Source organism: Saccharopolyspora hattusasensis (assembly GCF_050972075.1).
Classification (GTDB): domain Bacteria; phylum Actinomycetota; class Actinomycetes; order Mycobacteriales; family Pseudonocardiaceae; genus Saccharopolyspora; species Saccharopolyspora hattusasensis.
On record NZ_JBPCDC010000001.1, the window covers coordinates 3,675,535 to 3,701,069 of the forward strand.

Sequence of the window (25,535 nt, forward strand, 5' to 3'; positions counted from 1 at the left end):
CAAGGCACGCTAGTCCCAGATATACCCACAAGTCACCGGGGGTGGCAGGTCAATTCCGCCGACGGTCGCCGCACTGGGAGCCCGAACTGCGCAGGTGGCTGGCGGCGCGCCGGGAAATGCGGCCGTTGCGGCCGATTCGCGGCGGCGCACCGACCGACGCAGATCACGAACTCACAGCCCAGCGTACGAGTGAAGCCCGGCAACGACGATGTTAATGAAGAACAGGTTGAAGATCATGACGGCCAGACCGAAGATGTTGATCCACGCGGCCCGGACGCCCCGCCAGCCGGCGGTGGCGCGGGCGTGCAGGTACGCGGCATAGACGACCCACGCGATGAACGAGCAGGTCTCCTTCGGGTCCCAGCCCCAGAACCGGCCCCAGGCTGCCTCCGCCCAGATCGCGCCGGCGACGATCGCGAACGTCCAGACCGGGAAGATGATCACGGTGGCGCGGTAGGCCATCCGGTCCAGCGCCTGGCTGGTCGGGAGCCGGGAGCCGAACTTGGCCAGCTTCAGCGGGTTGTTCTCGAACCGGCACCGCAGCAGGTAAAGCACGCTGGCCACACCCGCGAAGAGCAGGACACCGCTGGAGACGATCGCCGCCGCGACATGGATCACGATCCAGTAGGACTGCAGCGCCGGCTGCAGCGGGGCGGCCTTGGCGTAGAGCACCGTGCCGGACAGGAACAGCAGCAGGATGACCGGCAGCATCAGGAAGCCACCGAGTCCGCGCAGCTGCGCCGGGGTGGCCTCGCGGCGCTCGGCGCGCAACTGCCGGAACAGCACGATGACCCAGGCGACCACCGCGGCCAGGCAGATCGCCGAACCGAACTCGTACATGTTGCCCCACGGCACCCGGCCGGTGGCGAAACCGCGCAGCAGAAGGGAGGCAGCGTGCACCAACGCGCCGAGCACGGTCATGGCGACGGCCATGCCGCCGAGTCGCTCGCTCAGCGGGCGCTTCTGCGGGGTCTCAACGTGCCCGATCACCGGGGTCGAGGCGGCCCCTCCACCGGCGTTGACCAGCGCCGACTCGCACTTGCGGACTCCCGCCCCGGCCCTGCCGTAAGCGAATTCCCCGAAGTACAGCAACATCGCGGCGATGTAGACGACCACGGAGGTCGCGTACGCCATGTCGCTGTAGGTCGACAGCGTCTGATTGACCGGCATCAGCTCTTCCTTTCGCGCGCGGGCCCTGCGACCGCGCGTGACTGCGGCGAGTGATCGACACCCGTGCCGAGCAGGTCGGCGGTAAGCCTGGTGAACTCCTCGCCATAACCGGCCTGATCGGTTCGGGCGAGTCCGCCGACTTCGACAACGGTACGCGCGGAAGCGGAATCATCCGGTTCCGGGCTCGGCACGGCACGGACCCACACCCGGCGGCGCTTGATGGTCAGCGAGGTCCCGATGCCGAAGATGATCGCGATGGCGAAGCCGAGCACCCACGGCTGGAACGGGTCGTACGAGACCTGCAGGTTGGCCCAGCGTTCGACACCGTCGAAGTGGACCCTGGTGCCGTCGTCGAGGCGGATCTCCTCGCCCGGGCGCAGGTTCTGCCGGGCGACCCGCTTGAGCCTGCCCTGGTCCACCATGGACTGGTCGACGCTGAAGATCGACTGGCCGCGCCCGGAGTCGAGGCCGAGGTCGCCGCGCAGCACGTCCACGGCCACGGCCGGATCGAGCAGGTCCGGGAAGCCGGAGCTCAGGACCTTGCCGTCGAAGGCGGCGGTGGGCGCGAACAGGCCGGTGATCGCGAGCTGGCTCTGACGCCGCTGCGCCTCGTCCTGCACGCCTGGCGGGTCGAACTTGGTGGCGCCCTGCGACAGCATCGTCTGAACGGAAACCGGCTGCCACTGGATGAGCCCGGTGCGCTGCTGGCCGTCGGGGAACGTGACCGTGAACTTCGGGGCGTAGCCGTTGCCGGTCAGGTAGACGCGGTCGCCGGCGATGCGCAGCGGGTGGTTGACCTGCAGCAGGTAGGGCTGCCAGGTGTTGGTGTCGAGGTCGCCACCGGCCTGGTACTGCATGTCGACGCGGTAGCTTTCGACCTGCCCGGTCGGCTGGTACTTCACATCGAAGTCGTTGAGGCGCACGCAGAACGGGTTGAGCTGGGTGCCGTCGACGGTGAGCCCGGCGCGGAAGGAGTCGTAGTTGTAGGTCCCGGAGTTGCAGAACTCTGAGCCGTCGGCGACCACGATGACCTGGCCCTCGTAGCCGTACAGCTTGCCGCCTGCGACGCCGATGAGCATGCCCACCAGGGCGAAGTGGAAGACGAGGTTGCCGATCTCCCGCAGGAAACCGCGCTCGGCGCTGATCGAACGCGCGCCATCGGCCTCTTCGCGTTCGACCATGCGCCAGCCGCGCAGCCGCTTGCGGGCGGAGGTCATCACCTCGTCGACCGAGGCGTCGAGGGTGGCCTGCACGTAGTGCGGCATCCGGCCGAGGTTGCGCGGCGTCCGGACCGGCTTGCTGCGCCACTGCTTGTAGTACTCCCAGCAGCGCGGCAGCAGGCAACCGATCAGCGAGATGAACAGCAGCACGTAGATGGAGGCGAACCAGACCGAACTGAACACCTCGAACGCACCGAGCTTGTCCAGGATCGGCGCGAGATTCGGGTAATCGCTGAAGTACCGGTCCACTTCGGTCTGGTTCAGCGAGCGCTGCGGGATCAGCGCACCGGGCAGCGCGGCGAGCGCGAGCAGGAACAGCAGCACCAGCGCGGTGCGCATCGAGGTCAGCCCGCGCCAGGTGTTGCGCAGGAACGCCAGGGTCGCCTTGAGGAGTCCGGGCATCAGATCGGCGTCTCGAAACCGGCGATCGGACCACGCAGCACCGCGATCAGCTCTCCCCACAAACCGGTGACGAGCAGCAGGCCCACCACCACCAGCAGCACGCCACCCACGATCTGGATGGCTTGGGCACGCCTACGCAACCAGCCGGCGCTTCGGATCGCCCACCGGGCCCCGATCGCCAGCAGCACGAACGGCAGCCCCAGGCCGGCGCAGTAGGCCAGGACGAGCAGTACGCCGCGGACCGCCAGGCCGGTACCGGCGTCGGTGGCGATCGCGACCGACGTGACCCCGGCCAGCGTCGGGCTCAGGCACGGCGTCCAGCCGAGCCCGAACACGGCCCCCAGCAGCGGCGCACCCCACACCCCGGCGCGTGGCACCCGGTGCAGCCGAACGTCGCGCTGCAGAGCCGGCACGAAACCGAGGAAGACCAGCCCCATCGCGACCGTGACGACCCCGCCGATGCGCTGCAGCAGCAGCTCATTGGCCAACAGCACGTCTGACAGACCGAGGAGGATGAGCGTTCCCGAGGCGAAGACAGCGGTGAACCCGGCTACGAAGAGCAGGGCGGCTCCGGCGACCCGCCAGCGCCCACGGCGGCCTTGCTCGGCTTCCGCGACGTCCACCGGCGGCGCCTCGGCGCCGACGACACCGGCCAGGTAGGCCAGGTATCCGGGCACCAGCGGCACCACGCAGGGCGAGGCGAAGCTGATCGCCCCGGCGAGCACTGCGATCGCCGCCGCGAACAGCAGCGGACCGGTCGCGGCGAGCTCGGTGGGGTTCACACTTCGAGGGTAGGAAAGTCAAGAGGGCGATCTACCACCGGGCTCGGTGAACCGGCCCACATCTTTCCTGGTGAACGTCTTGCGCAGGCACGATGAGAACCTGCCAGGGCCTTAGGTCCCGCGTTTTCGGGACCACCGCACACTCCTCCGGGCGGCCAGGAGGCGAGCATCACAACGGGCCGGAGCCTAGCGCGCGCCCGCTTCCGCATGGGCCGCCACCTGCACGTACGGAGGGTGTCCAGAGCGGCGTTTTCGCGCGAAATCGCCGCTCACCTACCGGCACGGGCGTGGAACCCTCAGCTCTGCTCGGCGGCGACTTTCTGGACTTCGGGGAGCAGTTCGCTTTCCAACATCTCCGTCAGGAAGACCGCCGCGACACGGTGCTGCCGGTCGAGGACGATCGTGGCCGGGACGGTGCTGCGCGGGAACTGCCGCAGCGCCAGCAGCGTGCGACCCGAGGGGTCGAAGATCGACGGGTAGGTCAGCTTCCGGTCGCGGTGGAAGTCCGCGGCGGCCGTCTGGCTGTCCCGCACGTTGATGCCGAGCACCTGGACGCCCTGGACGGCGGTCTTGTCCTGCACCGCCTGCAGGTCGTCCGCCTCGGACCGGCACGGCCCGCACCACGAGCCCCAGATGTTCAGGACGACGACCTTGTCCTTAAAGTCGTCCAGCCCGATCTGCTTGTTCGGTTCCAGGAGGCTCTCGCCGGACATGCCGGAAACCCGGCCGCGCTGCTGCGGCGGGTAGAAGATGCGGGTCTGCCCGCCGGGCGAGACGAAGGCGAACTCACCGCCGCCGCCCTGCGAGACAGCATCGTCGCCCTGGGTCGCGCAGCCGGCGACCAGCGCTAACGCCGCCGCGACCAGCCCGAACCGCACCAACAGTCGTTTCATGCCCCTGTCACCTTCGGATCGGTTTCCCCGGCCGGTTCGACGTAAGCGATCCGCACCAGTTCTTCGCCGCGGAACACCAGGCTCGTCAGCGACGCCAGCGAGCACTGCCGCCGCCGCGGGTCGTGCCACATCGGCTTGCCTTCCAGGAAGCGGCGCAGCGTCCAGATCGGCAGCTGGTGGGAAACGCACACCGCCTCGTGACCGGCGGCGGCCGCCCGGGCCCGGTGCGCCGCGCCCAGCATGCGGTGCGCGATCTGCAGGTACGGCTCGCCCCACGACGGACGCAGCGGGTTCCACAGCTTCGGCCAGTGCTTCGGCGACCGCAGCGCACCGTCCCCGACCGAGACCTTCAGGCCTTCGAAGCGGTTGTCGGCCTCGATGAGCCGCTCGTCGGTGGCCACGTCGAGTTGGAACGCCGCGCTGATCGGGATGGCGGTCTGCTGCGCGCGCTGCAACGGCGAAGCGACGACGTGCGTGACCTCGCGCCCGGTCAGGAACTCCGCGACGATCTTGGCCTGCTGTTCGCCCCGGTCCGACAACCGGTATCCCGGCAGGCGGCCGTAGAGGATGCCGTCGGGGTTGTGCACCTCGCCGTGGCGCAGGAAGTGCACCACGGTCTTCTCGCCGGTCATGCGCGCGCCTCCGGGGCGGCGGCCGCGGCGGCGGCCCGGGCGGCATGCGGCAGAGCTTCGGCGATCGCCTCGAATGCCGCCTCGTCCATCGCCGCGTTGACGAACCAGGACTCGAAGGCGCTCGGCGGCGCGTACACACCGCGCCGGAGCAGCTCGTGGAAGAACGCGGGAAACCGCCAGACCTGCTGGGCCTGCGCCTGTTCGTAGTTGTGCACCGGGGTCTCGCTGAAGAAGACGCTGACCATGTTCGCGGCGTATGCGACCTGGTGCGGCACGCCTTCCGCGATCAGCGCCGCGCCGAGCAGTTCGCCGAGCCGCTTGCTGTTGCGGTCCAGCGCCGCATAGACCTCGGCGTCGGCGGCGCGCAGGTTTGCCAGCCCGGCGGCGACAGCGACTGGGTTCCCGGACAGCGTTCCCGCCTGGTACACCGGCCCGGACGGGGCGAGACGGGCCATGATGTCGGCACGTCCGCCGAAGGCCGCCGCGGGCAGCCCGCCGGACATCACCTTGCCGAACGTGTAGAGGTCACCGGCGATGCCGTCGATGCCGAACCAACCGGCCGCGGAAACGCGGAAACCGGTCATGACCTCGTCCATGATCAGCAGCGCCCCTGCGGCGCTGGTGAGCTCCCGCAGCCCGGCGTTGAAACCGGGCAGCGGCGCGATCGCGCCCATGTTGCCCGCCGCGGCCTCAGTGATCACGCAGGCGATCTGGTCGCCCTGCTCGGCGAAGACCTGCCGCATGGCTTCGAGGTCGTTGTAGGGCAGCACGATGGTGTCCGCCGCCTGGGCACCGGTGACGCCCGGCGACGTCGGCAGCCCGAGGGTGGCGACCCCGGAGCCGGCGCTGGCCAGCAGCGCGTCGACGTGGCCGTGGTAGCAGCCGGCGAACTTGACGATCTTCTGGCGGCCGGTGAACCCGCGGGCCAGCCGGACGGCGCTCATCGTCGCCTCGGTGCCGGAGTTGACCAGCCGGACCTGCTCGACCGGTTCGACGCGGTCGATGATCTCCTGGGCGAGGTCGATCTCACCGGCGCCCGGCGTGCCGAAGGAAAGCCCGTGCGAAGCGGCCTCCTGCACCGCCCGGACCACGTCGGGGTGCGCGTGGCCGTTGATCATCGGCCCCCACGAGGACACCAGGTCGACGTACCGGTTGTCGTCGGCGTCCCACAGGTAGGCGCCTTCGCCGCGGGCCATGAAGCGCGGTGTGCCGCCTACCGAGTGGAACGCCCGGACCGGCGAGTTCACGCCGCCCGGCGTCACCGCGAGTGCGCGCTCGAACAGCTGCCGCGACCGCGGAGCCGGATCGTCGTTCGAATTCGATGCGGGGTTCGCAGGAGCTGTCACGTCCCCAGTCTGACAGGCGCGGCGCAGTGACCAGTCACACCCCGTTTGACTAACGGCGGCGGGCCCGTGACGCCAGCACCAACTGCCGGATCGCGTCAAGCAGCAGCAACCCGGCCAGCGTCACCGCACCCACGGAGGTGCCCAGCCAGCTCCCGATCGACCTGGTGACGACGTCGACGGCGCCTTGCGGTCCCGGCAGGTAGATCGTCACTGTCCCGCGCTGCCACGCCCACCAGCCCACGAGCAGCAGCACCACGGCAACGACGAGCTCGATCCCGGCAACGGCGGCCCGCCACGGCTGGTTCAGCCCGGCCGAACGAGTTGGTTCGTCGGCATGCTCGGCGCTTTCGGTGTCGACGGTGAGTTTCGGCCCGTCGGCAGGCCACGGTTCCGGAGTCGTCACGCGAAGAAGCGTCTCACGACTCACCGTGCACACCGCAAACAGCCGAGCAAGCGCTGCTCCAACCGCGGGCAGAGCCGTGACGACTACTCCTCCACCAGGCGGGCCAGGGCCGCCGACAGGGCTTCGGGGTCCTTCGCCCAGGCCAGGACCACTTCGTCGGGTTCGAGGCGCAGCGGCACCTCACCCGTTCCCTTCGGGATCGTCCAGCTCCCGCCGAGTACTCGTGCCCCCACGGGCGTTCCTACATCGGTGACCGCCGCGATGCGGCTGACCGCGAGCTCTTCGGCGCCCCTGCACCAGCTCTGCCGGCGTCAGCCGCACCGAAACCAGTCGGCGGCGGCCGTACACCCAGGTCGCGGCGGCGGCCGCGAGCACACCGCCGACCAGCAGCCACGCCACCGCGTTCACCGAGCCCGGTGTCAACGCCTCGACGCCGAACCCGAGCAGCGCGAACACCGGTCCCCACAGCACCGGCCACCAGCTGCTGCCGCGCTCCGAATACAGCACCAGTTCAGTCATGCTCACCTGTCAGCCAGTCCGTGCTCGAACGCCGCCACATCAGCACCGCGGCGATGGCCCCCAGGATGAGCAGGACCACGTTCACGCTGAACACCGCCCCGGTGCCCAGCAGCATTACCAGGTGCAGCAGTGCGAACACCGACAGCACGACGCGGGCCCAGGGGCGCCGCTTGAACAGCAGCGCCCCCAACACCAGGTAGGCCGCCACTAGCGCCGCGGCGATCCCGGTGTTCGTCACGAGCAGTTGCTGCGTGCGCTCGACCGCGTCCGCCGGTGTGGCCTGGCGCCGCTCGATCATCCGTCCCGCCAGTTCGGCGCGCCCGAACCACATCAACGCCGTCTGCCACGCGAGCACGAGCGCCACCACCCACCACAGGACGATGGCGTAGCGCAGCGGTCGCGGCGAATCCATCAGAACCGGCTCGCCGCCTTGAAGTACCAGTTCGACGGCTTAAGATAGGCCAACGTGAGGAACACGATCATCCCTACCAGGCCCAACCCGGTCTGGCTGTAGGACAACGCGAAGTACGAGCTGGGCAGGTTCGCGCCGTCCAGGTCACCGGACATCGTCATGCTGCCGCCCTGGATCAGGGCGATGACGCCGAACAGCATCCAGAGTCCCGCGAACACCGTGAGCGTAATCCGCGCCCAGTTCTTCCCGGCCCGCATCTTGAAGCCGAAGAGGATCCACAACCCGGTCAGGACCAGGTAGATGATCGTGATGAAGACGAAGAAGAACAGCATGACCCCGTTGGCGACGGACGCGATCTGCTGGTCGAGATCCGGGTCGCCCATGCTGCCGGCGATGGAGTCGTTCACGAAGCCCTGCAGCAGCATGTAGCTCAGCACGGACAGCACCGTGGCCAGCAGCGGCACGACGATCGCGATCCAGAACGCGATCTCCACGGTGATCGGCCGCTGGAACGTGCTCAGCTCCTGCGCCGGAACCGGCGGCGCCGCGAACGGATTCGACTGCGGGTACTGCGAATACCCGCCCTGTGGATGTTGCTGCGGAAAACCGCCGGATGGAGTCCCGCCCTGCGGGTACCCACCTTGTTGCCAAGGATTTTGCGGTGAAGTCACGCGGCAAACAGTATGAACAGGGCGGAGTAGCTGTCTACTTGGTTGCGGAAACTCACCTGCACCGCGTGGCCTTGAAGTAGTCGTTCGACGTTTTCAGGAACACGAGGACGATGAAGAGCACCGTCGTGATCGGGACGATGATGAACATCTGGACCATGCCGATGACCGCCGAAGGATTGCCGAGGACGGGCCCGATGTTCCCGCCGACTGCCACCAGGAACGAGGCGATCGAGTAGCTGGTGTAGATCAGCCAGATCGCGGACATGACCACCAGCACGGTCCGGGCCCAACCGCGCCCGCGCCGCATCAGCAGGGAGAACACGATCCAGAGGACCGCGGACACCACTGCGATGCCGACGAAGATCACGTTGGTGAGGAGGATGGACCACATGTCCGGGATGTACTTGCCGAACATGACGATCATGATCACAAAGTTGAGGACGCTTAGCGCCGCGGACAGCGGCGGCATCACGAGCCCGACGACGCTGGCGAAGCCCACGGTGCCGGGCACGCGCGGCTTCCCGGCGGGAATCTGCTGCGGATAGCCCGCCTGCGGCGCGACCTGCTGGGGATTCTGGCCCTGCCAGGGGTTCTGGGGCACTGTCACCCGGAAACCGTAATACAGCGCAGCATGCCGACTTGCCTGAATGTCCGGCATCCGGCCGAAGAAGGGGCCGCGGTCACCGGTGCCGACCGGCTTGGAAGTACTGGTTCGACGGTGCGAGATAAGCGAAGACGATGGTCGCCGCGACGGTCAGCACCTGCAGCATCGAGAGCAGCGCGCTCGCGACGCCGCCCGCCGCGCCACCGGCGATCGCCGGGAGGGTGAGGAGGATCCACACGGCGCCGACCACCGTGATCACGATCCGCGCCCAGTTCCGCCCGCGCCGCATGAAGAACAGGAACATGATCCACAGCGCCGCGATGGTGGCCACGATGACGGTCAACATCACCAGCACCGCGGAGTAGATGCCGCGCGCCTGCTCCATCGTGAGCGGCTGGCCCTGCGCCGCCGTCTCCTCCAGCACCAGTTGCAGCTCGGCGTCGGAGACCAGCAGGAAAGCCGCCGCCAGCAGCGCGAAGCCCACCACCACACTGGCGATCCCCGCCCAGAAGGCGTTGTTGATCGAGCTCGGCCGCCACGGCTCGTGGCCGGGCACCTGCCGGGCGGCGTACGGCTCGCGCTCGGGTTCCTGCGGCGGCGTCACATGGCCCAGGTTAGGAACCGCAATGACCGCTGTCCAGGGGAATTATGACCAACGGTTTCCAGTCGGTGCCGGCGCGTTACCGGGCCGCCGGTTCCGCATCGCCTGACAGAACCGGTTCGAGTCCGGGCGGTACATGAACACGATCGCGGCGATCTCGACGAGCATCACGACCAGCGAGAACACGACGTCCACACCGTTGACGGCGACGCCGGTCAGCTGGCGGATCAGCGCGCTTCCGACCAGCGACACGGTGAGCACTGTGATCAGCGCGTTGATGATCCCGAAGCCGCCGAAGACGGTGAGCACAATGCGCGCCCAGTTGCGGCCTTCCAGCATCCGCCGGGACAGCATCACGTAAAGCAGCAGAATCATCGCCTTGAGCAGGAACGTGAACATGATCCCGCTGTTGGCCGCGGCCTCCAGGTCCAGCTGGGACATGTCAGGTTGCAGCTGGCGCAGCTTGTCGATCAGCTGGGGCCGGTCGAGGAGCTGGATGAACGCCTGCACGACCCCGATCAGCACCGACCCGATCCACAGCCACCGCGCCACCAGCAGCGCCTGCGGTGGCGTGGGAGCCGGCTCGGGTACCGGTCGGCCGAACGCGTCCACCTGCTGCTCCAGGTCCGTCATGCCCGCGCGTTCTGCAGCCAGCGCGCGGCCTCGACCGCCCAGTAGGTCAGGACGATGTCGGCACCGGCCCGCCGGATCGAGGTCAGGGTTTCCAGCACGGTGCGCTGCCGGTCCAGCCAGCCGTTGGCGGCGGCGGCCTCGATCATCGAGTACTCGCCGGACACCTGGTAGGCGGCCACCGGCACGTCCGCGACGCCAGCGACGTCCCGCAGCACATCGAGGTAGGACATCGCGGGCTTGACCATCACCATGTCGGCGCCCTCGGCGAGGTCCAGGTCTGCCTCGCGCAACGCTTCCCGGCCGTTGCCCGGGTCCTGCTGGTAGGTCTTGCGGTCGCCCTTGAGCTGCGAGTCCACCGCGTCGCGGAACGGCCCGTAGAAGGCGGAGGCGTACTTCGCGGAGTAAGCCAGGATCGAGGTGTCGCCGAAGCCGGTCGCGTCCAGCGAGTCGCGGATCACGCCGACCTGGCCGTCCATCATGCCGCTGGGGCCGACGACATGCGCCCCGGACTGGGCCTGCACGACGGCCATCTCACCGTAGATCTGCAGCGTGCGGTCGTTGTCGACGTTGCCGTCTTCGTCCAGCACGCCGCAGTGCCCGTGGTCGGTGAACTCGTCCAGGCACAGGTCGGCCATCAGCACGGTGTCGTCGCCGAGCTCGGAGTGCAGGTCGCGCAGCGCGACGTTGAGGATGCCGTCCGGGTCGACAGCGCCGGAACCCTCGGCATCGTGCTTGGCCGGCACGCCGAACAGCATCAGGCCGCCGACACCAGCGTTGACGGCGTCGACGGCGGCCTTGCGCAGCGAGTCGCGGCTGTGCTGCACAACGCCGGGCATCGACTGGATCGGCACCGGCTCGGTCGCGCCCTCGCGAACGAACATCGGCAGCACCAAGTGCCGGGGCTCCACGGAAGTCTCGGAAATCAGTCTGCGAAGCGCGGCGTTGCGGCGAAGTCGACGCGGACGGTGCGAGGGGTACATGACGGCGGCTCCCCAAACAGGCTCGGCGGGGTGACACCACGAGCCTAACGACCCGACAGAACGGACGAGCCGAGGGCTCAGCTCGAGAAGCGGTCGGCCTTGATCCCGTCGAGGAACCCCCCGAACGCCCGACCGTCGAAGATCAACGCTGGACCATCCGGCTCCTTCGAGTCCCGCACAGCGATGGTCTGCGCAAGGCTCGCAACTTCAACGCAGTTGTTGGCGCCGTTCTGGCTGCGGCTGCTCTTGCGCCAGGTGACGGGGAGTTCGGACGCGCGGATCACTTAGATCACTCCACTGAGTTGGATCAGAACTTGGCTTGATCGAGCATCTCCAGCGACTCAGCGCGAGGCAGTGCTGCGCGGTGTGCTCGGTCGAAGGCCAGGATATAGACCTCGGTATGGGGTGGTCTATCTAGGAAGTCGGAGTCGGTCAGGGCTTCGATGTATGCAAATGTCACCACAGGATCGCCAAGGTGCAGCAGCGTGAACGATGTGCCGAGCGCAAGGTGTGCACCCGCCGAGAACGGCAGGACATGAACCGCAAAGTTGGGAAGATCCGTCAGTTTGCGCAGGTAGTCGAGCTGTCCACGCCATACTTCTGGCCCGCCCACGCCGCGACGCAGGACCGACTCGCTCAGGACGACGGTGACACGTGGGGCGTTGGGTTCGGTGAGCCTGTGCTGACGTTCGGCTCGACGAGCGACCGCGCGGTCGATTTCGCGAGGCGTCAAGCTCCTGCCTTCTTCAAGGATGGCGCGGGCGTAATCCTCCGTCTGCAGCAGGCCAGGAAGCAGTTCTTCTGCGTAGAACTTGAGATGTGATGCTGCAACTTCAAGAGCGAGGTAGGTCTGTGCCCAGTCGGCGGCGAATGCCGGGCCTGCGTCGCGCTTGCGGGCTTCTTTGGCAAGTTCGACAACCCGTTCCCGTTCTTCAGTACCCAGTTCGTAGAGGTCCAGAAGTGCGTTGACCTCCAAGGGTGCCAGCTTCCGCTTGCCGGACTCCATGAGCCCGACTTTCTGGACGTAGGTCCAGCCGAGAGCCTCTGCGACTTCCCCGACCTCCAGGCCCGCGCGTTCGCGGTACGTCCGCAGAAGCGCACCGAGTTCGATCCGTCGCGCCAGCGGCGGAGGAGGATTCGCCATCGTCTCGTCCTCTCAAGATCGACCATCCAGGGCACCGCACTATCTCACGATCACCCACATCCCAACATCATCCGATCGGGATCTTTTCTGATGTCACGTGACAGTTGTAGCGTGATGGAAACGCGAGTTGCTTCAGTGACAAGGAGAACAGGATGCGCGAGGAGCCGGAGGCTTGGTTGCGGCCGCATCTGGGGGCCGTTGAGGCGAGTGTTCGGGCCGGGTTCCGGTTCTCGTACCTCCCGGCGGTCGACGGTGTCCTTGCGGTGCAAGGGATCCGGGTGCGGCACGGCGCGATGGACATGTACCTGGCCCGGTCGGCCTCCGACGCCTTGGCGGCTCGGGTCCGGGTCGATGACCTGGAGTTCCACTCCTCGCCGCCGCTGTGGCACGCCCGCGGCGCGGTTGCCGACGTGGTGATGGAACTGCTCGGCCTGCCGCCGCACGGCTCGCCGGGAGCCCCGGCGCTCACCCTCTCCCGCCCGAGCGAGCTGTGGATTCCCAGCGACTCCGTGAACTGACCCGATCACCGAAAAGGAATGCTGATGACCTCGCTGCTCGTTCTCACCACGTGTCTTGCTGCCGCGGTCACCGCCCTGACCGCCTCCGGCTGGGCGTGGCGCGCCTTCGCCGCCTACGGGCAGCACTCAGGGGCAGGCGAAGGGTCATTGACGGTGTGGCAGTTGATCGCGCACGTCGAGGAAGAGCGACAACAGCGCGAACACCAGGGCAGGCACCGGCTCCGGGAGCCCGAGCCCTTCGCCAGGTCGCCTTTCAACTTCTCGTTCTGGCGGCGAAGCTTCTCCAGCTCGACTTGCTCGGCCGATTTCTTCGAGCGCTTCGATGCCGCCGCCGGACCTGCCGCTCGACCGGTCAACACCCCCGCGTCACGAGTACGCGTCCACTCGATGACATGTGAGGAATACAAGCCTTCTCTACGCAGAATCGCGCCTTTCTCGCCATTGGGGGCGTTCTCGTACTCGGTGACGATCGCCAGCTTGTACTCCGGGCTGAACACCCGGCGGGACGGGCGCGGTGCTGGGTCGCCCGGACCCGCCAGCGGTGACGGGTCGGGCTGCTTGTCAGATGGTGTGGACACGTGCACCAGGATCTCCGATCCCGCCCTCGGTCAGGAACCCCGCACTCACACGAGGTGTCTCACATCAGTCTGGCAAAGAGGGATCAGCCTCGACGTGACGGCTTCCACCGTTCACGAAACGTGTCAAAACGTTCCGTGAGCAGATGACTTGCGCCACCTGCGTTGACCATCAGGAAGACTGGTGGCCTTCACGCTTCCTCGACCACTGCCAGCACGAACGCTGGTCTGACACGGTCTCCACGTGCGTTTGGCCTTGCGGCCGGTTCCCACGCAACTCGCGGTACCTAACGTGTTTCACCTGCCGCCGCAGGAAAACCGCTGACCGGGCTTGGCTTTCGCTCGGTCAGCAAGCAACACACTACACCACGCTCTGTCACACATTGACACAGGATCCGGAACTGTCAGAAACCCCATCGGATGAAGCACGAAGGGCACCTTCCGACCGGTGGCCGGAAGGTGCCCTTCGTCAACGGATCAGCTGCGGCGGGCCCGCTTGGCCTTGCGGGGCGGCGGGAGCGCGCCTTCGGCGCGGAGCCGGGCCGCGTGTTCGGCCAGGGCGTCCACCAGGTCCTCCACGCGCGGGATCTCCGGCTGGACGTCGACCCGCAGGCCGAACTCCTTGGCCGTCTCCGCGGTGTTCGGGCCGATGCAGGCCACCAGCGTCCGGGCGTGCGGCTTGCCCGCGATGCCGACCAGGTTCCGGACCGTCGACGACGAGGTGAAGCACACCGCGTCGAACCCACCGGTCTTGATCATCTCGCGGGTCTCGGCCGGCGGCGGCGCGGCGCGGACGGTGCGGTAGGCCGTCACGTCGTCGACCTCCCAGCCGCGCTCGCGTAGCCCTGCCGACAGCGTCTCGGTGGCGATGTCGGCGCGCGGCAGCAGCACCCGGTCCACCGGGTCCAGGATGTCGTCGTGCGGCGGGAATTCCTGCAGCAGGCCCTCGCTGGACTGCTCACTCGACGGCAGCAGCTCCGGGATGATCCCGAACGAGCGGACCTTCTGCGCGGTGGCCTCGCCGACGCAGGCGATCTTCACGCCGGAGAACGCCCGGGCGTCCAGCCCGAACTCGCCGAACTTCTCCCACACCGCGCGAACCGCGTTGGCGGAGGTGAACACCACCCACTGATAGCGGCCGTCGACCAGGCCCTTGACCGCGCGCTCCATCTGCGCGGGGCTGCGCGGCGGCTCGACCGAGATCGTTGGCACCTCGTGCGAGACGGCGCCGTGCGACCACAACCGGTCGCTCATCGCGCCGGCCTGCTCCTTGGTGCGCGGCACCAGGACCTTCCAGCCGTACAAGGCGCGCGACTCCCACCAGGAGAGCTTGCTGCGCTCGGACACCACGTCGCCGATGGTCACCACCAGGTGGCCCTGCAGCTCACCGGCGTCGGCGGCCAGCGAGGCCAGCGTCGTGTCGATGGTGCGCTGCTGCACGGTGGTGCCGGAGGCGGTCACCGCGACGGGAGTCGTCGCGGGCCTGCCGTGCTCCACCAGCCGCGAAGCGGCCTCGGCCAGGTAGCTGCCGGTGGTGTGCAGCACCAGCGCTCCGGGCACCGCGGCCAGCGAAGCCCAGTCCACGTCGCCTCGGACATCGACCTCGGTGTGCACCGCGCCGAGCGCGACGCCGGCGTAGGCCGGGACCGCGCTGCCGCCGGCGACGCCGGGGATGATGTCGAAGGCGGCGCCGGTCTTGGCGACCTCCTGGACCTCGCGGACCACCGCGTCGGCGGTCAGCGGGTCACCGGCGACCAACCGCACCACGGTGCGACCGGTCGCGGCCTCGTTCGCCAGGTCCTTGGCCACGTCCGCCGGGTCCCCCACGGCGGGGCGGACCTCGGCGCCGTCAGCGGCCTGACCGACGATATCGGCGGGTACGTCCGGGTCGGTCACCAGCAAGGCGGCGCGGGTGATCGCATTCCGCCCCCGGACGGTGAGCAGTCCGGCGTCACCGGGACCGGAGCCCACGAAAGCGATCCGTCCGGGGGTCTTACGTGCTCGGGTCATCAGGGCACTCCCCATCAACTACTGCCGGGTCCGCTGAGCAAAGCGGCCCTGGCTTCGATCAGCTGGGCGGCCAATTCCCGGCCCAGCTGATCGGCGGCGGTCGTCTCACCAGTGATGGAGGCGCGGACCAACTGATCGTCGTCGGTCGCCACCACCCCGCGCACGGACAGTCGCAGCGCCACGCGCCCGTCCTCGTCGAGGTCATCCACCACTTCGGCCAGCGCGCCGACCGGCGCGCTACAGCCCGCTTCGAGCGCGGACAACATGGCGCGCTCGGCGGCCACCGCGGCGCGGCTGGCCTGATCGTCCAAAACGGACTGCAGCAAATGCTCGGTGTCCACGTCATCGACGCGGCATTCCACTGCAAGCGCGCCCTGGGCGGGCGCGGGCAGCATCTGCAGTGGATCGAGCGTTTCCGTGATCACCGCAAGCCGGCCCACTCGGGCCAGCCCGGCTCGGGCGAGCACGACGGCGTCCAGCTCACCGTCGGTCACCTTCCGCAGGCGGGTGTCCACATTGCCGCGGATGCTGCGCACCTCCAGCCCCAGGCCTAGGGCCCGAAGCTGACTGGCGCGGCGCGGCGAACCGGTGCCCACAATGGACCCCGGGGGCAGTTCGCCGAGCGTCAGACCATCCCGTGCCACCAGCGCGTCCCGCGGGTCCTCCCGGACCGGGACAGCAGCCAGCGACAACCGGGGGTCCGGTTCGGTCGGCAGATCTTTGTAGGAGTGCACCGCGACGTCCACCTCGCCGGCGGCGAGCGCCTCGCGCAGCGCGGAGGTGAACACGCCGACGCCGATCTCGGCGATCGGCGCCATCGAGCGGTCACCAGGGGTCGACACGGTGACCAGCTGGGTCGGGTAGCCCGCCTTCTCCAGCTCCTCGGCGACCTGCGAGCTCTGCGCCATCGCCAGGGCGCTGCCGCGGGTGCCGATGCGGAGGGTCTTGTTCAACGGTCCTCACCGTCCTGTCCTGCTCGATCCCGCAGCCGCGCCTGGGCGACAGAGGCCCCGCCGGGCAGGCCCTCGTCGGCCTGCGGGGTGCCGAGCACCGCGGTCGTCTGCGGATCGAGTTCGAAGAGCTCTCGGAGTGCGTCGGCGTAACCGGCACCGCCCGGCACCGACGCGAGTTGCTTGACCCGGACCGTCGGCGCATGCAGGAGCTTGTCCACCACGCGGCGGACCGTGCGCGCCAGTTCGTCCCGCACGTCGCCGTCCAGTTCGGGCAGCCGCGAGTCGAGCCGCAGCAGCTCGCTGTCCACCACCTCGGCGGCGCGCTTGCGCAGCGCGGCCACGGTCGGGGTCACCTCGGCCGAGCGTTGCGCGGCAAGGTAATTGCGCAGTTCCTCGGCGACGATCTGCGCGGCCCGCTCGGACTCGTTGCCGCCCTGCTTCTCGGACAGCCGTTGCTGCAGGCTTTCCAGGTCGACGACTGTCACGCCGGGCAGTCCGGCCACCTCGGGCGCGATGTCCCGGGGCAAGCCGAGGTCGCAGCACAGCAGCGGACGGTCGTCGCGGACCGCCAGCGCCGCCGCGACCACGTCTTCGGTCACCACCGCGCCGATCGCGCCGGTGCAGGCCACCACCAGGTCGGCCGCGGCGATCGCGCTGCGCAGGTCCGTGAGGCCGGCGGTGCGCGAGGCGACGCCGTCGGCGAGCAGCGACTCGACCAGCCGCTCGCCGTTGGCCGCGGTGCGGTTGGCGATCACGACCTCGCCGATGCCTGCGCGCTTCAGCTGCGCGGCGGCCAGGCCGCCCATCGAACCCGCGCCGACCACCAGCGCGCTGCGCCCGGCCAAGCCGTCGAGCGCGACCTCGGCGTCGGCGAGCGCCTCGGACACCACCGACGCGCCTTCGGCGTCGATACCGGTCTCGGAGTGCACCCGCTTGCCGACCCGGAGGGCCTGCTGCGCGAGCTCGTGCAGGGTTCTGCCGACGGTGCCGTTCTCGTCGGCCGTGCCGTAGGCCTGCCGCAGCTGGCCGAGGATCTGCGCCTCGCCGACGACCATCGAGTCCAGGCCGGCGGAGACCGAGAACAGGTGCTCCACCGCGGCGCCCGCGTAGTAGACGTAGAGGTGATCGGCGAGATCAGCGACCTCCGCGCCGGCGTGCCGGGCGAGCACCGACGTCACGTCGTCCAGGCCGCCGTGGAAGGTCTCCGCGACCGCGTAGACCTCGACGCGGTTGCAGGTCGAGATGATGAACGTCTCGCAGATGCGCTCGCGCTGCAACAGCTCGTCGAGGAGCTTCGGGACGTCCGCTCCGCTGATCGAGACCCGCTCCAGCATCCGCACCGGGGCGCTGTGGTGGGAAATCCCGACGGTGAGCAGGTTCACAGCCGTTCCACCATCCTGTTCGCCGATTCGACCTCGCCTGGCACCCGACCGCCGCCGCCCGGCGGACCGATGTCCGCACCGTCCACAACGGACCGATCGGCTTCCGCCGCCGCTTCCTGCTGGCGTCGGGCCACGTGAAACGACAGGATCTGCATCTCCACCGCCAGGTCGACCTTGCGCACCTCGACGTCCTCGGGGACCTGCAGCACGACGGGCGCGAAGTTCAGGATGCACGTAACGCCCCCAGCGACCAAACCGTCGCAGACCTCCTGGGCGCCCTGCGCAGGTGTGGCGATGACGCCGATCGTGACCTCGCGCTCGGAGCACACCTCGACGATGTCGTCAATGTGGTTGACGGGGATGCCGCCGACCGGCACCCCCACCAGGTCCGGGTCGAGGTCGAACAGCGCGGAGACCGGGAAGCCGCGGCTCGGGAAGCCGCCGTAGTTGGCCAGCGCGTGGCCGAGGTTACCGATACCGACGACGGCGACGCTGTGCTTGCGGGTCAGGCCGAGGGTGCGCTCGATCTGGCCGACGAGCACCGCCACCTCGTAGCCGACGCCGCGGGTGCCGTATGAACCGATGTAGGACAGGTCCTTGCGCAGCTTCGCGGAGTTGACCCCGGCGACCACGGCCAGTTCGTCACTGGAGACGGTGTTCACGTTCTGGTCGGCGAGTCCGGACAGCGCCCGCAGGTAGACCGCAAGCCGGGCGACGGCGGCTTCCGGGATCGCCCTGGCGCGCTCCCGCGCCGCGGGAACCTCGATCGCCGGCGACTGCTTGGAGTCGGCCCGGGAATCGGCCCCGGCCTGCCCGTCACCGTCCTGCACGTCCGCTCCGTGGGCCGTCACGCTGGATCTCCCTCGCCCTACCTACTACTCTGGCCTGCCCGCCCGCACCCGGTTTGGGTACAGCCGTGCGACGGTCGTCGCCTACTTCCCGACTTCGTTCCTCAGGCGGGGAGCACCGACGTCGACCGGTCTGCCACCCGGCGGCCCCGGCGTCGTCCGCGAGCGCCGCTGAAATCCGGCGGCTAACACCTGATCCGCTGGTCCACACCGAGAATCCGGCGACCCGACCCGTACACCGTAACCAATTTGTGAACGCATGCACAAAGTCGCAGGGCCAGACCCCACCGGAGGCACAAACCTTCCCCGCCATCATTGCCGATGGCCCCCCGACGTGCCAAAACGCGTGGTCTGGCGCACGTGACGGGCGCAACCCGCGCGGCGCGGGGGCAAGATCACCGGTCAGCGGGCCAGGGCCCGGCGGAAGCGGTCCTCCTCGACCTTCCAGTAGCCGTGCTCGACTCCATCGATCAAGATCACCGGGACCCGGTCGCCGTACTCGGCGCGCAGTTCCGGATCGGCGTCCACGTCCTGCCCGGACCAGGGCACGCCGAGTTCCGCGCAGATCCGCCGCACGTCGGAGATCGCGTCCGCGCATGCGTGGCAACCCTCGCGGGTCATCACCGTCACCTCGTGCATGCCTTCGCTCCAGGGTCGTATTCGGGCCTGATTTCGCGGGTTCCAACGTACCCAGCAGGCGGACACGTGCCGCGGCACCAACCACGCTGGTCAAGTGTCCAAAATCACCTGACTGATTGATGCGGGACCCACCCGTGAACACGTTAAGTAACTGAACAATCACTGATTCGCACTAACTACTTCCGAGTAACAACACGTAGGCTCCCGCTTCAGCGCCCACGCCCCCGGCGTCACCAGAACGGGCCTGGATGCCGCCCGAGCGATCCGCCGGCCGCCGGAGGCGGGTGTCCGCCGGAGACCGCGGCATGACACCGGCACCGATGCGTCCCACCCGCACCACGCCGGTGGCGCCAACGACGGCAAGAGGTCGCAAGAGATGAGCAGCCCGAAGACGCTCGCACCCCCCGCCCCCGCAAGGCGTTGCAGCACCGCGCGATCGGACGGCTGGCGCGACTCCTCCCGATGATCTCCGCTAGGCGCTCGCCGGGTCTCCCCGAAGCAGTTACCGGACCGTTGCCGCACCCCGGTGGAGGTGCGCAAGTTCGGTTGCGGCCAGGTCTTAAGCTAGAAGTCTGCTGAGCCGGGTCGGCCCGGGTCGGCAAGACCTGGAACTTCGCACGACAACACCGGAGGACCCCGGGGAGGCGCGGCGGTGCCGACACGTCAAGGCTCAGCCGGTGGCGCGGACCACAACGGCTTGCACGCGCCCGGTGCCGATCCGATCGACAGCGCGAAGGTAGCGGGCCGCGCGTCCGCGGAGGCCGCGGTTGCCGCCGCGCCCGGCCCGGACGGCTCGCTGGCCACCCCGCCCGACCTCACCGCCGCGGCGTTCTTCGATGTCGACAACACGATGATGATGGGCGCCTCGCTGTTCCACTTCGCCCGCGGCCTGGCCGCCCGCAAGTTCCTCACCGCCACCGACCTGGCCGGGTTCGCCTGGCAGCAGCTGAAGTTCCGGGTCGGCGGCCGGGAGAACCCGCAGGACATGCAGGCCAGCCGGGAGCAGGCGCTGTCGTTCGTGGCCGGCCGCAAGGTCTCGGAGCTGGTGGAGCTCAGCGAGGAGATCTACGACGAGCTGATGGCGGACCGGATCTGGGCGGGCACCCGGGCGCTGGCCCAGATGCACCTCGACGCGGGCCAACGGGTGTGGTTGGTGACCGCGACCCCGGTGGAGCTGGCGCAGATCATCGCGCGGCGGCTGGGGCTGACCGGCGCGCTGGGCACGGTTGCGGAGAGCTCCGACGGCGTGTACACGGGCCGGCTGGTCGGCGAGATGCTGCACGGCCGAGCGAAGGCGCACGCGGTCCGGGCGCTGGCTGCCAGCGAAGGCCTGGACCTGCGGCGCTGCACGGCGTACTCGGACTCGGCCAACGACATCCCGATGCTGTCGGCGATGGGCACGGCGGTGGCGGTCAACCCGGACCAGCGGCTGCGCGACATCGCACGGGCCCGGGGCTGGGAGGTCCGGGACTTCCGGACGGGCCGGAAGGCGGCCCGGATCGGCCTGAATTCGATCATGGGAGCCAGCGCCATCGCGGGCGCGGTGGCAGCGGGCCTCGCCTACCGCCGCCGTGACCGCTCCTGACGCCCCCGCGGTGCAGCGGGGCTCCGGAAAGCGCGGGGTCGTAAGTCTTTCGGGCTGCTGCAGCGGCTGGTGCAGCAGCGGCTGGTGCAGCGGCGGCTGGTGCAGCGGCGGCTGGTGCAGCGGCTTAACAGACTCACGACCCCGAGAACCACCTGCGCTGCGGTCACGATTCGGAGATGTCGACCATCCAGCCGATGCCGAACCGGTCCACGCACATGCCGAACACGTCGCCCCACACCTGCTTCTCCAGCGGGACCGACACGGTGCCCGATTCGGACAGCTTCGCCCAGTAGCCGCGCAGTTCGTCGCCGGAGGCGGCGTCTCCGCTGAGGCTCACCGTGATGTTGTTGCCCGGCTTGTGCTCCATGCCCGGCGGGGTGTCGGAGGCCATCAGCGTGAAGCCGCTGCCGCTCTCCAGCCTCGAGTGCATGATCTTGTCGGTCATGCCCGGATCCGAGGCACCGAACTCGCCGAAGGTGCTCATCGTCAAGTTGCCGCCGAACACGTCCTTGTAGAACTCCATCGCCTCGCGAGCGTCGCCGTCGAAGCTGATGTACGGGTTGAGCCGGGAACTCATTGGAACCTCCCACCGGTAGCGGAATCGGACCTGCGCGAAAGCATGACCGCCCCCACCGACAGCGGCCACGTGAAAACCGGGCCGGTGCGGTGGCGTCCCCGCCCACCGCACCGGCCCACCCGAAGGCCGGGCGCGCCCCTCCCGCGCGCGCCCGGACATCGGCGTCACCCGGACGTCGCCGGCTGCTTCGCGGCGTGGTGAATCCGGAACGCCGTGATGACCTCCACCACGCCCAGGATGATCAGCCAGAACCCGCCGAACAGGACCAGCAGCGCCACCGAGGCCAGCGGCGAGACGATCAGCACGATGCCCGCCAGGGCCGTAACGATGCCCATGAAGATCTGCCAGCCGCGCGCGGGCATCGCCCGGTCGGCGACCGACGCGGTCGTCTGGGTGACCCCGCGGAACAGCCAGCCGATGCCGATCCACAGGCCCAGCAGCAGGATCGACTGCATCTCACCCCGGAAGCACAGCAATCCCAGCAGGATCGACAGCGCGCCGCTGATGAACGCCAGCACCCGGATCGCCGCCGCCACGTGCGTGCCGAACGCCGCGACGATCTGCAGCACACCGCTGACCAGCAGGTAGATGCCGAACAGCACCCCGAGGACGATCAGCGTCGCGCGGGGCCAGGCCAGCGCCAGCACACCGACGACGAGCGAGCAGACGCCCACCACGAGGACCGACTGCCATGCCATCTTCGCCAACCGACCGGCCGCCGATCGGCCCGGATCGTCCTGAAGGCTACTCATGATCCATCCTTCCCACGGGACCTGGATCAGTGCATTCCCGAACCGCTCGTATCACCGATCCGAGTGCAAGTCCGGTCTTCGAGGCGGCGCGTGGGACCGGGAGCCGAGCGTGCAAACCCGGCTCGAGCCCGGTTGAGCAGATCCGCGAAGGGATCTTGGGATCGAAAGCCGAGGGTAGCTCATCACGCACCGTCCGTTATGTCTGGTCGCTGCCCGGATTTCCGCGTTCGAGCGCGCGGGGAGAAGCACGTTTACCAGCACAAATAGACCCCCGGACGGCCCCCGCCGCAACGCGGCACCGACCCGGCCTCCGCCTTACAATCCCCCGCGACGCACCGCCTCGTGGAGCGCAGTTTCAATTGAAACCGGTGTCAGCCGTGTCAGCCCAGGAAGACGTTGGTTCGCTGGGCGAGGAGGCGGTACAGGGTTTGCTGGATGATCTCCCGGACCTGGTCGCTGAGGCTGAACACCAGCATCGGGTCGTCCGCCGCGCCCGCCGGGTACGACGAGGTCTCGATCGGCTCGCCGAACTCGATGTACCACTTCGACGGCAACGGCACCGCCCCCAGCAGGCCGAAGTGTGGGAACAGCGGCGTGACCGGGAAGTACGGCACCCCCAGCAACCGCGCCAGCGGCTTGATGTCGGCCAGCTTCGGGTAGATCTCCTCCGCGCCCACGATCGAGCAGGGCACGATCGGCGCCCCGGTGCGCAACGCCGCCGAGACGAACCCGCCGCGCCCGAAGCGCTGCAGCTTGTACCGGTCCTTGAACGGCTTCCCGATGCCCTTGAAGCCCTCCGGCCACACCCCGACCAGTTCGCCGTTGGTCAGCAGCCGCTCCGCATCCGGGTTGCAGGCCAGCGTATGGCCGGCCTTGCGAGCCAGCGCGCCGAGCACCGGCATCCGGAACACCAGGTCGGCGCCGAGCATCCGCAGGTGCCGGGTCGCCGGGAGGTGGTCGTGCAGCGCGACGGTGGTCATCAACGCGTCCCACGGCAGCGTGCCGGAGTGGTTGGCCACCACCAGCGCGCCGCGTTCGGCGGGCACGTGGTGGCCGCCGATCACCTCGATGCGGAACCACTTCTCGTAGAAGGGCCGCAGGAAGCGGAGGAACACCTCGTCGGTCAACTCCTGGTCGAAGCCGAACTCGTCGACCTTGTAGTCACCGAGCAACCGCCGCCGGGCGAACGCCAGCACGTCTATGACGGCGTCTTCCCACCCGGGCTCGTCCGGCACCGAGGGCTCGGACGCATCGAGCCGCTCCCGGTCCGCCGCACGCAGCGGGATCACCTGCGCGTCCGCCATTCACGCCCCCACACCCGGCCGGGCACAAGCGCAGAACGCACGACTGCCGCTCATGCCGCCTCCGTCACCGATGCCTCGCCAACAGGTCTCCGACGCTGCGCTCCAGCGCCATGATGTTCTCCGGGTCGATCACCGGCCGCAAGCTCCGGCCACGAACGAAGTCGTCGAAGGCCTGCTGGGTGGTCCAGCGCGGGCTGAACCCGAACTCCTCGCGGAGCTTCGTGGTGTCCAGTACCCGGCCGAAGTTGAGGTACCGCAACTGCTCCGGTGAGAAGTCAACCAGCCGGGCGTTGCGGAAGAACCCAGCCAGCGGCGACACGGCGGTGCTCGGCAGCGGCATCGCTATGCGACCGGCGCGCCGGATCGCCTGCGAAAGCATCAGAACGCCCTCACCGGCCACGTTGAACACGCCGGGCCGATCCGCCATCGTCGCCCGCTCGAGCACCGCCAACGCGTCCTCGGAGTGCACCATCTGCAGCCGCGCGTCGAAGCCGAGCACGGTCGGCACCACCGGCAGCGCGAAGTAGCGGGTCAGGCTCGCGTCTATGCGCGGGCCGATCAGGTTGCTGAACCGCAGCGTCGTGATGTCCGCGTCGGGCCGCCGCCGGCCGAAGCCGCGCACGTAGTCCTCGATCTCCACCGCGTCCTTGGCGTACCCGGACGACGGCAGGTCCTTCGGCTCGATGTCCTCGGTGAACACCGCCGGGTCCCGCGAGCTCGACCCGTAGACCGCGCAGGTCGACCGGACCACCACCTTGCGCACCAGTGGCGACTGCTGGCAGGCGGCCAGCAGCTGCATGGTGCCGATGACGTTCATCTCCTTCACCGTGGCCCGCCCACCGGGCCCGGAAGGGGAGTTGACCGCCGCGTGCACCACGGTGTCGACCTTGGCGTTCGCGATCACCTTGCCGATCAGCGGGTTGCGGATGTCGGCGCGGACGAACTCGGTGCGGCCCATCCGGCGCAGCAGATCGCGACCGGGCTGCACGGTGTCCACGCCGAGAACGCGCTCCACGGCCGGGTCGGCGGCCAGCCGCGCGGCGAGATATCCGCCCAGAAAACGGCTGACCCCTGTCACCAGCACGACATTCGGGCCCATCTGTCTCCCAGCCTTCTCCGGCACGGCCGCCGACTGCGATGCTACCGCCGAATGCGCCGGTCACCGGGCATTCGGAGTTACGGGACTGGGTCGGTTGCGCATCCGGCTCGAACCGGGAGCGAAAACACAACCGCCGCCGACCCAGCGGTCGACGGCGGTGCTCAGGTCACTTGCCCAACTTGCGACGCTGGACGCGCGTCTTGCGGAGCAGCTTGCGGTGCTTCTTCTTGGACATGCGCTTGCGGCGCTTCTTGATGACCGAGCCCATGCGGACTCCTTCACTCTTGACGGCAGTTCGAACGTCTCCCGCACCGGTGCAGCCGCATGAACGCGCACACCTGGCACGACCAACCCAAAACTTTACCTGCCCAGGTCTCCGGCCCTTCCGCCGTGGTCCTCGAAACGCCTGCGGGCTCCTTCCACCCGCCGCCGCGCGGCGCCTCGATTCGGGCCCGCGACGTTCGGGCCACGTCGGCAAGCCAACGGGCCCGCGGCCGATGACCTGGGCATTCAGCTCAGCCGGGCAGTCTCAGCCGGCGTTGTAGTAGGCGCTCTCCAGGTACGCGTGTACGTCCTTCTCCGCGACGCGGAACGATCGCCCGACCCGTGCGGCGGGGAGTTCGCCGGCGTGCACGAGCCGATAGACCGTCATCTTCGACACCCGCATCAACTTGGCGACTTCCGCGACGGTGAGGAACCGCACCTGCCCCATGCTCGGCGGCGCCTGTTGGCTGGGTTCGGAGTTCGCAGACATGCTTCACCGTGCCCTTCGGCACGTGTCGCGCCGTCGGCTTCCCCTCCGACGGAAATCTCACGCACGTGCTCTATCGAGAGTAGCGGGACACGCGGGACACCTGCGATGGTCGAACGTCCCCCTTGCT

30 protein-coding genes are annotated in these 25,535 nt (G+C 68.9%); 2 read left to right on the forward strand and 28 right to left on the reverse strand.

Going from position 1 to position 25,535, the window contains the following annotated elements:
• Positions 1-171: 171 nt before the first annotated feature.
• From ccsB to ACRXBZ_RS17065, 16 genes are all read right to left on the reverse strand, one after another.
• Positions 172-1,170 carry a c-type cytochrome biogenesis protein CcsB gene (ccsB, locus tag ACRXBZ_RS16990; protein ID WP_433879917.1) on the reverse strand — a complete coding sequence of 333 codons (999 nt, stop codon included), beginning with the start codon at positions 1,168-1,170 and terminating at the stop codon, positions 172-174.
• The gene (gene resB, locus ACRXBZ_RS16995) at positions 1,170-2,792 is read right to left on the reverse strand and encodes a cytochrome c biogenesis protein ResB (protein WP_433879918.1); all 1,623 of its coding nucleotides are present in this window, start codon (positions 2,790-2,792) and stop codon (positions 1,170-1,172) included. Before resB ends, ccsB begins: the two co-directional genes overlap by 1 nt.
• Positions 2,792-3,574, reverse strand: coding sequence for a cytochrome c biogenesis CcdA family protein (locus tag ACRXBZ_RS17000; RefSeq protein WP_433879919.1), 783 nt, complete (start codon positions 3,572-3,574; stop codon positions 2,792-2,794). The genes resB and ACRXBZ_RS17000 overlap by 1 nt, the downstream gene beginning before the upstream one ends.
• A 296-nt stretch (positions 3,575-3,870) precedes the next feature.
• On the reverse strand, positions 3,871-4,467 hold the full coding sequence (locus ACRXBZ_RS17005) for a TlpA family protein disulfide reductase (RefSeq protein ID WP_433879920.1): 597 nt from the start codon (positions 4,465-4,467) through the stop codon (positions 3,871-3,873).
• Positions 4,464-5,099 (reverse strand): histidine phosphatase family protein, encoded by a 636-nt coding sequence (locus tag ACRXBZ_RS17010; protein WP_168585581.1) that lies wholly within the window; start codon positions 5,097-5,099, stop codon positions 4,464-4,466. Before ACRXBZ_RS17010 ends, ACRXBZ_RS17005 begins: the two co-directional genes overlap by 4 nt.
• Complete coding sequence (gene hemL, locus ACRXBZ_RS17015) at positions 5,096-6,445, reverse strand: glutamate-1-semialdehyde 2,1-aminomutase (RefSeq protein WP_433879921.1); 1,350 nt, start codon at positions 6,443-6,445, stop codon at positions 5,096-5,098. Before hemL ends, ACRXBZ_RS17010 begins: the two co-directional genes overlap by 4 nt.
• Before the next feature lie 49 nt (positions 6,446-6,494).
• A complete protein-coding gene (locus ACRXBZ_RS17020) occupies positions 6,495-6,848 on the reverse strand; it encodes a hypothetical protein (RefSeq protein ID WP_433879922.1) in 354 nt (117 codons plus the stop codon).
• A gap of 180 nt (positions 6,849-7,028) precedes the next feature.
• The gene (gene mce1N / locus ACRXBZ_RS17025) at positions 7,029-7,367 is read right to left on the reverse strand and encodes a transport-regulating membrane protein Mce1N (protein ID WP_433879923.1); all 339 of its coding nucleotides are present in this window, start codon (positions 7,365-7,367) and stop codon (positions 7,029-7,031) included.
• Complete coding sequence (locus tag ACRXBZ_RS17030; protein ID WP_433879924.1) at positions 7,360-7,779, reverse strand: hypothetical protein; 420 nt, start codon at positions 7,777-7,779, stop codon at positions 7,360-7,362. The genes mce1N and ACRXBZ_RS17030 overlap by 8 nt, the downstream gene beginning before the upstream one ends.
• On the reverse strand, positions 7,779-8,450 hold the full coding sequence (locus ACRXBZ_RS17035; protein WP_433879925.1) for a proline-rich domain-containing protein: 672 nt from the start codon (positions 8,448-8,450) through the stop codon (positions 7,779-7,781). Before ACRXBZ_RS17035 ends, ACRXBZ_RS17030 begins: the two co-directional genes overlap by 1 nt.
• Positions 8,451-8,502: 52 nt before the next feature.
• The gene (locus ACRXBZ_RS17040) at positions 8,503-9,057 is read right to left on the reverse strand and encodes a hypothetical protein (protein ID WP_433879926.1); all 555 of its coding nucleotides are present in this window, start codon (positions 9,055-9,057) and stop codon (positions 8,503-8,505) included.
• 73 nt (positions 9,058-9,130) lie between these two features.
• Positions 9,131-9,658 (reverse strand): hypothetical protein, encoded by a 528-nt coding sequence (locus ACRXBZ_RS17045; RefSeq protein ID WP_433879927.1) that lies wholly within the window; start codon positions 9,656-9,658, stop codon positions 9,131-9,133.
• Between the two features lie 42 nt (positions 9,659-9,700).
• Entirely contained in the window at positions 9,701-10,288 is a 588-nt protein-coding gene (locus ACRXBZ_RS17050; RefSeq protein WP_433879928.1) for a hypothetical protein, read from the reverse strand.
• Entirely contained in the window at positions 10,285-11,268 is a 984-nt protein-coding gene (gene hemB, locus ACRXBZ_RS17055; protein WP_433879929.1) for a porphobilinogen synthase, read from the reverse strand. The genes ACRXBZ_RS17050 and hemB overlap by 4 nt, the downstream gene beginning before the upstream one ends.
• Before the next feature lie 77 nt (positions 11,269-11,345).
• Complete coding sequence (locus ACRXBZ_RS17060; protein WP_433879930.1) at positions 11,346-11,552, reverse strand: DUF397 domain-containing protein; 207 nt, start codon at positions 11,550-11,552, stop codon at positions 11,346-11,348.
• Between the two features lie 23 nt (positions 11,553-11,575).
• Positions 11,576-12,412: a helix-turn-helix domain-containing protein gene (locus ACRXBZ_RS17065; protein ID WP_433879931.1), complete on the reverse strand. Its 837-nt coding sequence runs from the start codon at positions 12,410-12,412 to the stop codon at positions 11,576-11,578.
• Positions 12,413-12,564: 152 nt separating this feature from the next.
• On the opposite strand from ACRXBZ_RS17065, the gene ACRXBZ_RS17070 reads away from it, so the two are divergent.
• A complete protein-coding gene (locus ACRXBZ_RS17070) occupies positions 12,565-12,930 on the forward strand; it encodes a hypothetical protein (protein WP_433879932.1) in 366 nt (121 codons plus the stop codon).
• Positions 12,931-13,043: 113 nt separating this feature from the next.
• Here ACRXBZ_RS17070 and ACRXBZ_RS17075 read toward each other — a convergent pair whose 3' ends face one another.
• The 6 genes from ACRXBZ_RS17075 to ACRXBZ_RS17100 all read right to left on the reverse strand — a co-directional run bounded on the left by ACRXBZ_RS17075 (position 13,044) and on the right by ACRXBZ_RS17100 (position 19,337).
• Positions 13,044-13,508 carry a transposase gene (locus tag ACRXBZ_RS17075; RefSeq protein WP_433879933.1) on the reverse strand — a complete coding sequence of 155 codons (465 nt, stop codon included), beginning with the start codon at positions 13,506-13,508 and terminating at the stop codon, positions 13,044-13,046.
• A gap of 474 nt (positions 13,509-13,982) precedes the next feature.
• Positions 13,983-15,515 carry a bifunctional uroporphyrinogen-III C-methyltransferase/uroporphyrinogen-III synthase gene (locus ACRXBZ_RS17080; RefSeq protein ID WP_433879934.1) on the reverse strand — a complete coding sequence of 511 codons (1,533 nt, stop codon included), beginning with the start codon at positions 15,513-15,515 and terminating at the stop codon, positions 13,983-13,985.
• Between the two features lie 14 nt (positions 15,516-15,529).
• On the reverse strand, positions 15,530-16,468 hold the full coding sequence (gene hemC, locus ACRXBZ_RS17085; RefSeq protein ID WP_168585597.1) for a hydroxymethylbilane synthase: 939 nt from the start codon (positions 16,466-16,468) through the stop codon (positions 15,530-15,532).
• Positions 16,465-17,850: a glutamyl-tRNA reductase gene (locus tag ACRXBZ_RS17090; protein ID WP_433879935.1), complete on the reverse strand. Its 1,386-nt coding sequence runs from the start codon at positions 17,848-17,850 to the stop codon at positions 16,465-16,467. The genes hemC and ACRXBZ_RS17090 overlap by 4 nt, the downstream gene beginning before the upstream one ends.
• The gene (locus ACRXBZ_RS17095) at positions 17,847-18,701 is read right to left on the reverse strand and encodes a redox-sensing transcriptional repressor Rex (RefSeq protein WP_433879936.1); all 855 of its coding nucleotides are present in this window, start codon (positions 18,699-18,701) and stop codon (positions 17,847-17,849) included. The genes ACRXBZ_RS17090 and ACRXBZ_RS17095 overlap by 4 nt, the downstream gene beginning before the upstream one ends.
• 399 nt (positions 18,702-19,100) lie before the next feature.
• Positions 19,101-19,337: a glutaredoxin family protein gene (locus tag ACRXBZ_RS17100; RefSeq protein ID WP_168585600.1), complete on the reverse strand. Its 237-nt coding sequence runs from the start codon at positions 19,335-19,337 to the stop codon at positions 19,101-19,103.
• Positions 19,338-20,034: 697 nt separating this feature from the next.
• Between ACRXBZ_RS17100 and ACRXBZ_RS17105 the strand changes: the two genes are divergently transcribed.
• Positions 20,035-20,922: an HAD family hydrolase gene (locus tag ACRXBZ_RS17105; RefSeq protein WP_433883903.1), complete on the forward strand. Its 888-nt coding sequence runs from the start codon at positions 20,035-20,037 to the stop codon at positions 20,920-20,922.
• A gap of 163 nt (positions 20,923-21,085) precedes the next feature.
• Here ACRXBZ_RS17105 and ACRXBZ_RS17110 read toward each other — a convergent pair whose 3' ends face one another.
• The 6 genes from ACRXBZ_RS17110 to ACRXBZ_RS17135 form a co-directional block, all read right to left on the reverse strand.
• Positions 21,086-21,499, reverse strand: a complete 414-nt coding sequence (locus ACRXBZ_RS17110) for a VOC family protein (RefSeq protein WP_433879937.1) — start codon at positions 21,497-21,499, stop codon at positions 21,086-21,088.
• A 164-nt stretch (positions 21,500-21,663) separates the two neighbouring features.
• Positions 21,664-22,251 carry an HdeD family acid-resistance protein gene (locus ACRXBZ_RS17115; protein WP_433879938.1) on the reverse strand — a complete coding sequence of 196 codons (588 nt, stop codon included), beginning with the start codon at positions 22,249-22,251 and terminating at the stop codon, positions 21,664-21,666.
• A 380-nt stretch (positions 22,252-22,631) separates the two neighbouring features.
• The gene (locus tag ACRXBZ_RS17120) at positions 22,632-23,555 is read right to left on the reverse strand and encodes a lysophospholipid acyltransferase family protein (RefSeq protein WP_433879939.1); all 924 of its coding nucleotides are present in this window, start codon (positions 23,553-23,555) and stop codon (positions 22,632-22,634) included.
• A gap of 64 nt (positions 23,556-23,619) precedes the next feature.
• Positions 23,620-24,654, reverse strand: coding sequence for an NAD-dependent epimerase/dehydratase family protein (locus ACRXBZ_RS17125; protein ID WP_433879940.1), 1,035 nt, complete (start codon positions 24,652-24,654; stop codon positions 23,620-23,622).
• Positions 24,655-24,820: 166 nt separating this feature from the next.
• Positions 24,821-24,922 carry a 30S ribosomal protein bS22 gene (locus ACRXBZ_RS17130; protein ID WP_010241351.1) on the reverse strand — a complete coding sequence of 34 codons (102 nt, stop codon included), beginning with the start codon at positions 24,920-24,922 and terminating at the stop codon, positions 24,821-24,823.
• Positions 24,923-25,183: 261 nt separating this feature from the next.
• Positions 25,184-25,408, reverse strand: coding sequence for a helix-turn-helix domain-containing protein (locus ACRXBZ_RS17135; protein WP_029535864.1), 225 nt, complete (start codon positions 25,406-25,408; stop codon positions 25,184-25,186).
• Positions 25,409-25,535: the final 127 nt, after the last annotated feature.